The sequence below is a fragment of the Pantoea sp. Acro-807 genome, assembly GCF_011752675.1.
Lineage (GTDB): Bacteria > Pseudomonadota > Gammaproteobacteria > Enterobacterales > Enterobacteriaceae > Pantoea > Pantoea eucrina.
Genome location: NZ_VWXE01000014.1, coordinates 1 through 4,460 on the forward strand (window position 1 = coordinate 1; position 4,460 = coordinate 4,460).

Annotated in this window: 4 protein-coding genes, 4 tRNA genes and 1 rRNA gene; 8 read left to right on the forward strand and 1 reads right to left on the reverse strand. The window is 51.7% G+C overall.

The features are described 5' to 3' along the window. The 3 genes from rrf to birA form a co-directional block, all read left to right on the forward strand. Window positions 1-112, forward strand: a 5S ribosomal RNA gene (gene rrf, locus F3J39_RS18575); the annotation flags it as partial. Between the two features lie 150 nt (window positions 113-262). Next, window positions 263-1,300 carry a UDP-N-acetylmuramate dehydrogenase gene (gene murB / locus F3J39_RS18580; RefSeq protein WP_071668693.1) on the forward strand — a complete coding sequence of 346 codons (1,038 nt, stop codon included), beginning with the start codon at window positions 263-265 and terminating at the stop codon, window positions 1,298-1,300. Continuing rightward, window positions 1,297-2,262, forward strand: a complete 966-nt coding sequence (gene birA, locus F3J39_RS18585; protein ID WP_104086182.1) for a bifunctional biotin--[acetyl-CoA-carboxylase] ligase/biotin operon repressor BirA — start codon at window positions 1,297-1,299, stop codon at window positions 2,260-2,262. The genes murB and birA overlap by 4 nt, the downstream gene beginning before the upstream one ends. A 44-nt stretch (window positions 2,263-2,306) precedes the next feature. Here the strand turns inward: birA and coaA are convergent, their stop codons facing one another. Beyond that, complete coding sequence (gene coaA / locus F3J39_RS18590) at window positions 2,307-3,257, reverse strand: type I pantothenate kinase (protein ID WP_039385682.1); 951 nt, start codon at window positions 3,255-3,257, stop codon at window positions 2,307-2,309. A gap of 451 nt (window positions 3,258-3,708) precedes the next feature. Here coaA and F3J39_RS18595 point away from each other — a divergent pair. From F3J39_RS18595 to F3J39_RS18615, 5 genes are all read left to right on the forward strand, one after another. After that, window positions 3,709-3,784: transfer RNA gene (locus F3J39_RS18595), tRNA-Thr, on the forward strand. A 7-nt stretch (window positions 3,785-3,791) separates the two neighbouring features. Further along, window positions 3,792-3,876 (forward strand) — tRNA-Tyr (locus tag F3J39_RS18600). 189 nt (window positions 3,877-4,065) lie between these two features. Beyond that, window positions 4,066-4,140 (forward strand) — tRNA-Gly (locus F3J39_RS18605). 5 nt (window positions 4,141-4,145) lie between these two features. After that, a tRNA-Thr gene (locus F3J39_RS18610) sits at window positions 4,146-4,221 on the forward strand. 106 nt (window positions 4,222-4,327) lie between these two features. Then, the coding region (locus F3J39_RS18615) for a GTP-binding protein (protein WP_233207462.1) at window positions 4,328-4,460 on the forward strand (133 nt) is incomplete at its 3' end.

Consider the following 4,460-nt stretch of genomic DNA (forward strand, 5'->3'; position numbering starts at 1 on the left):
GCGGCCACAGCGCGGCGGTCCCACCTGACCCCATGCCGAACTCAGAAGTGAAACGCCGTAGCGCCGATGGTAGTGTGGGGCCTCCCCATGCGAGAGTAGGGAACTGCCAGGCATCCATCAAGTAAAAAAGCCCTGAACACGCGTTCAGGGCTTTTTTACGTCTGCAGAAAAGCAAAATTTCCTCACTAAAACCATCAAAACACCCACTCCTGGTTAGTCAATCGGGTAAACTACGGCCAGATTACTCAGTAAAGGCCGTGAAATGTCCAGCCCAGGTACCTCCCTTAAAGCATGTAATACGCTCGGTCTTGAGATCGACGCACAATCGCTGATTATCGCTGATAGCGCAGAAGCCATTACCGCAGCGTGGCACTCCAGCCAGCAGCGCAATCAACCCTTTATTATCCTCGGTGAAGGAAGCAATGTTCTGTTCCTCGAGGATTTCAACGGCACCGTCGTCGTTAATGCCATCAAAGGTATTCAGCCTGAAGAGCATGAAGAAGCCTGGCATGTGCACGCTGGCGCCGGTGAAAACTGGCATGAGTTAGTGGAATATACCCTGAAAAAAGGGATCCCTGGCCTGGAAAACCTGGCGCTCATTCCAGGTATGTCAGGCTCCGCTCCGATCCAGAATATCGGTGCCTATGGCGTAGAGTTTAAAGATGTCTGTCACTATGTCGATGTACTGCATCTGCCTACATCAGCCACTAAAAGGCTCTATCGTGAAGAGTGCGGCTTTGGCTATCGCGATAGCATATTTAAACACGCGCTCAAAGATGATTACGTCATCATCGCGATCGGACTGCGCCTGATGAAAGCGTGGAAACCGGTACTGAGTTATGGCGATCTGGCAAAACTTAACCCGGCGACGACTACCGCCTGGGATGTCTGCCATGCTGTATGTCAGATGCGTCAAAGCAAATTGCCCGATCCGCGCGTTACCGGAAATGTGGGCAGCTTCTTTAAAAACCCGCTTGTTTCAGCTGAGCAGCTGACAGAGCTGCTCGCGCAGTGGCCTGCAATACCACACTATCCTCAGCCTGATGGCGAGGTAAAACTGGCGGCAGGCTGGTTAATCGACCAGTGTCAGCTTAAGGGCTTCAGCGTAGGCGGCGCCGCCGTGCATCGCCAGCAGGCGCTGGTTCTGATCAATCAGGATCGCGCCACGCCGCAGGAGATTGTTACACTGGCACATACGGTGCGGCAGCACGTGGGTAAGAAGTTCAATGTCTGGCTGGAACCTGAAGTGCGTTTTATCGGCGCCAATGGCGAGCGTAATGCAGTTGAGGTTATTGCATGAAAGATCAAAGCGTTCCTCTCAAGCTGGCTGCGTTGCTGGCTGACGGTGAATTCCACTCAGGTGAACATCTGGGTGAAGCGCTGGGCATGAGCCGTGCTGCAGTTAATAAGCACATACAGACTCTGAAAAGCTGGGGTCTGGATGTCTTTACTGTGACAGGAAAAGGCTACAGCCTGGCTGCGCCTCTGCAGCTGCTGGATGAAGCGCTTATCCATACTCATCTGGAGACCCCGGGTATCGCCGTTATTCCGGTTATAGACTCAACCAACCAGTATCTGCTTGATCGCATGGATCAGCTTGAGTCAGGTTTTGCCTGCGTTGCGGAGTACCAGCAGGCGGGACGTGGACGCCGCGGACGTAAATGGTTTTCGCCTTTTGGAGCCAACCTCTATCTGTCGATGTACTGGCGTCTGGAGCAGGGACCAGCTGCTGCGATGGGGCTGAGCCTGGTCATAGGGATTGTCATGGCGGAAGTGATTCAGTCCCTTGGCGCTGAAAATGTCCGTGTGAAGTGGCCAAACGATCTCTATCTTAACGATCGTAAACTTGCTGGCATCCTGGTTGAACTCACCGGTAAAACCGGCGATGCGGCGCAGATTGTTATGGGCGCAGGCATCAACCTGGGAATGCGGGGTGAAGGCACTTCAGAAATCAATCAGGGCTGGATCAACCTGCAGGAAGCGGGCGTGACTATCGATCGCAACCAGCTGGCAGCCAGTATCATCAACAGTCTGCGTGCGGCGTTACCGCTTTTTGAGCGCGACGGTCTGGCTCCCTTTATTCAGCGCTGGGAAAAGCTGGATAATTTTATCAATCGTCCGGTTAAATTACTGGTTGGTGAGCGCGAAGTTTACGGTATTGCGCGCGGGATAGATAAGCAGGGTGGCCTGCTGCTGGAACAGGAGGAAGTGATTAAATCCTGGGTTGGCGGGGAGATCTCACTCAGGCCAGATAACGGCTAGCCACAGCACTATGATAAAAGCCCTGCACGCAGGGCTTTTTGCTGTTACTTCCTCAGCCTTACGCTCTGAACGGCGTGGTTAGCCTCTTTGGTCATAATCAGGCTGGCGCGCTCACGCGTTGGCAGAATATTTTCTTTCAGGTTAAGACCGTTGATTTCCTGCCACAGCCCGCGCGCAATGTTAACGGCATCCTCTTTCGGCAGCTGCGAATAGTGATGAAAGTAGGAATCGGGATCGCTGAAAGCACCTTCACGGAATTTCAGGAAGCGGTTGATGTACCAGCGTTCCAGTAAGGTTTCCGGAGCATCCACATAGATTGAGAAATCCACAAAGTCAGAAACAAATACGTGATGCGGATCGTGCGGGTAGTCCATACCGCTCTGCAGCACGTTAAGCCCTTCCAGAATCAGGATATCAGGCTGCTCAACCACTTTATCGCCGTCAGGGATGACATCATAAATCAGATGCGAGTAGACCGGTGCCGTGACCTGGCTGGCGCCCGACTTGAGATCGGAAACAAACTTTACCAGGCGATGCATATCGTAGGACTGCGGAAACCCTTTCTTCTTCATCAGACCGCGCTCTTTCAGCACGGCATTCGGATGCAGGAAACCATCAGTGGTGATCAATTCTACTTTGCGATGTTCCGGCCAGCGGCTCAGCAGCGCCTGCAGCACGCGCGCAGTCGTGCTTTTTCCGACGGCAACGCTGCCGGCAATGCTGATGATATAAGGGATCTTTTGCCCGTTGGTGCCGAGAAACTGTTCCAGTACGGCCTGACGTCGCAAATTAGAACTGATGTAGAAGTTCAGCAGACGTGATAGAGGAAGATAGATCTCAGCAACCTCATCAAGAGAGAGATCTTCATTGATACCGCGCAGGCGCTCAACTTCACGCTCATCCAGTGTCATAGGCACTGAGTCACGCAGCGCAGCCCACTGCTGTCTGTCGAATTGCAGATAAGGGGTGGTCAGTGGCGTTGTTTTTCTACTCATAAGCATATATCTGACCGCAAAGTGTGGTTCATCCCTGCCTCATCATGAAGCGTCCTGAACGCGATTGCGCGTCATAGAAGATAAATTAACGGAAACAGTGGGCAGGAGGTTAACACCAGTGTCACTTTAAACAGAAGCAAAATGATGATCGTGCGAGCGCTTTCGCAGAACACGCCACATTTTTTTCACCTGGTGGAATGAAAAAAGCTGTGTTTTTCTATCAGCCGCTAAAAAAACCAGTAAATAGTTTAACCCCGGGCAGTTCAGTCAAAGAGAAAACAAAGCGTAGCCGCTGAACGCGGTGGTGAACATTTGTACCAGATATGAGTGAAGAAGCGACAGTAATGCCTGCTGTTGAGAGCTTTTGCACAAATAGTAAGCAAAAGAATAAAAATGATGATTTTCTTGTTGCATCTCGGAGCCGGTCTTCCTAGAATGCGCGTCACTTGATGCCGGCTTAGCTCAGTTGGTAGAGCAACTGACTTGTAATCAGTAGGTCACCAGTTCGATTCCGGTAGCCGGCACCATCAAGTAGGTGGGATTCCCGAGCGGCCAAAGGGAGCAGACTGTAAATCTGCCGTCACAGACTTCGAAGGTTCGAATCCTTCTCCCACCACCATCTCAGCCTCCTGGTTGGGCATCAGGTAAGAGTTTACCTGATGGGTGAGTTCAAATCTCTCACCTCCGGATTCAGATTGCACATCTGTGTGGTCAGGGTCAGTCGGAAACTCTGACTGGCTCGAATAGTAAAAGGTCTTCTTTTATTATTCAAAAGCTACAGAAAGAACAGGTAGCCGAGTTCCAGGATGCGGGCATCGTATAATGGCTATTACCTCAGCCTTCCAAGCTGATGATGCGGGTTCGATTCCCGCTGCCCGCTCCAGATGTGCTGATATGGCTCAGTTGGTAGAGCGCACCCTTGGTAAGGGTGAGGTCCCCAGTTCGACTCTGGGTATCAGCACCACTTCCTTTATCTCTCTCCTGATTCTCTCTCTGTAAAACTAACATCGGGCACTGCCTGGTTAATGTGACGATATCTTTGATATATTCGTGTCTTAGAGGGACAAGCGATGGCTAAAGAGCAATTTCAGCGTAACAAACTGCACGTAAACGTGGGCACCATCGGTCACGTTGACCACGGTAAAACCACCCTGACTGCAGCAATCACCACCGTTCTGGCTAAAACCAACGGCGGCCAGGCGC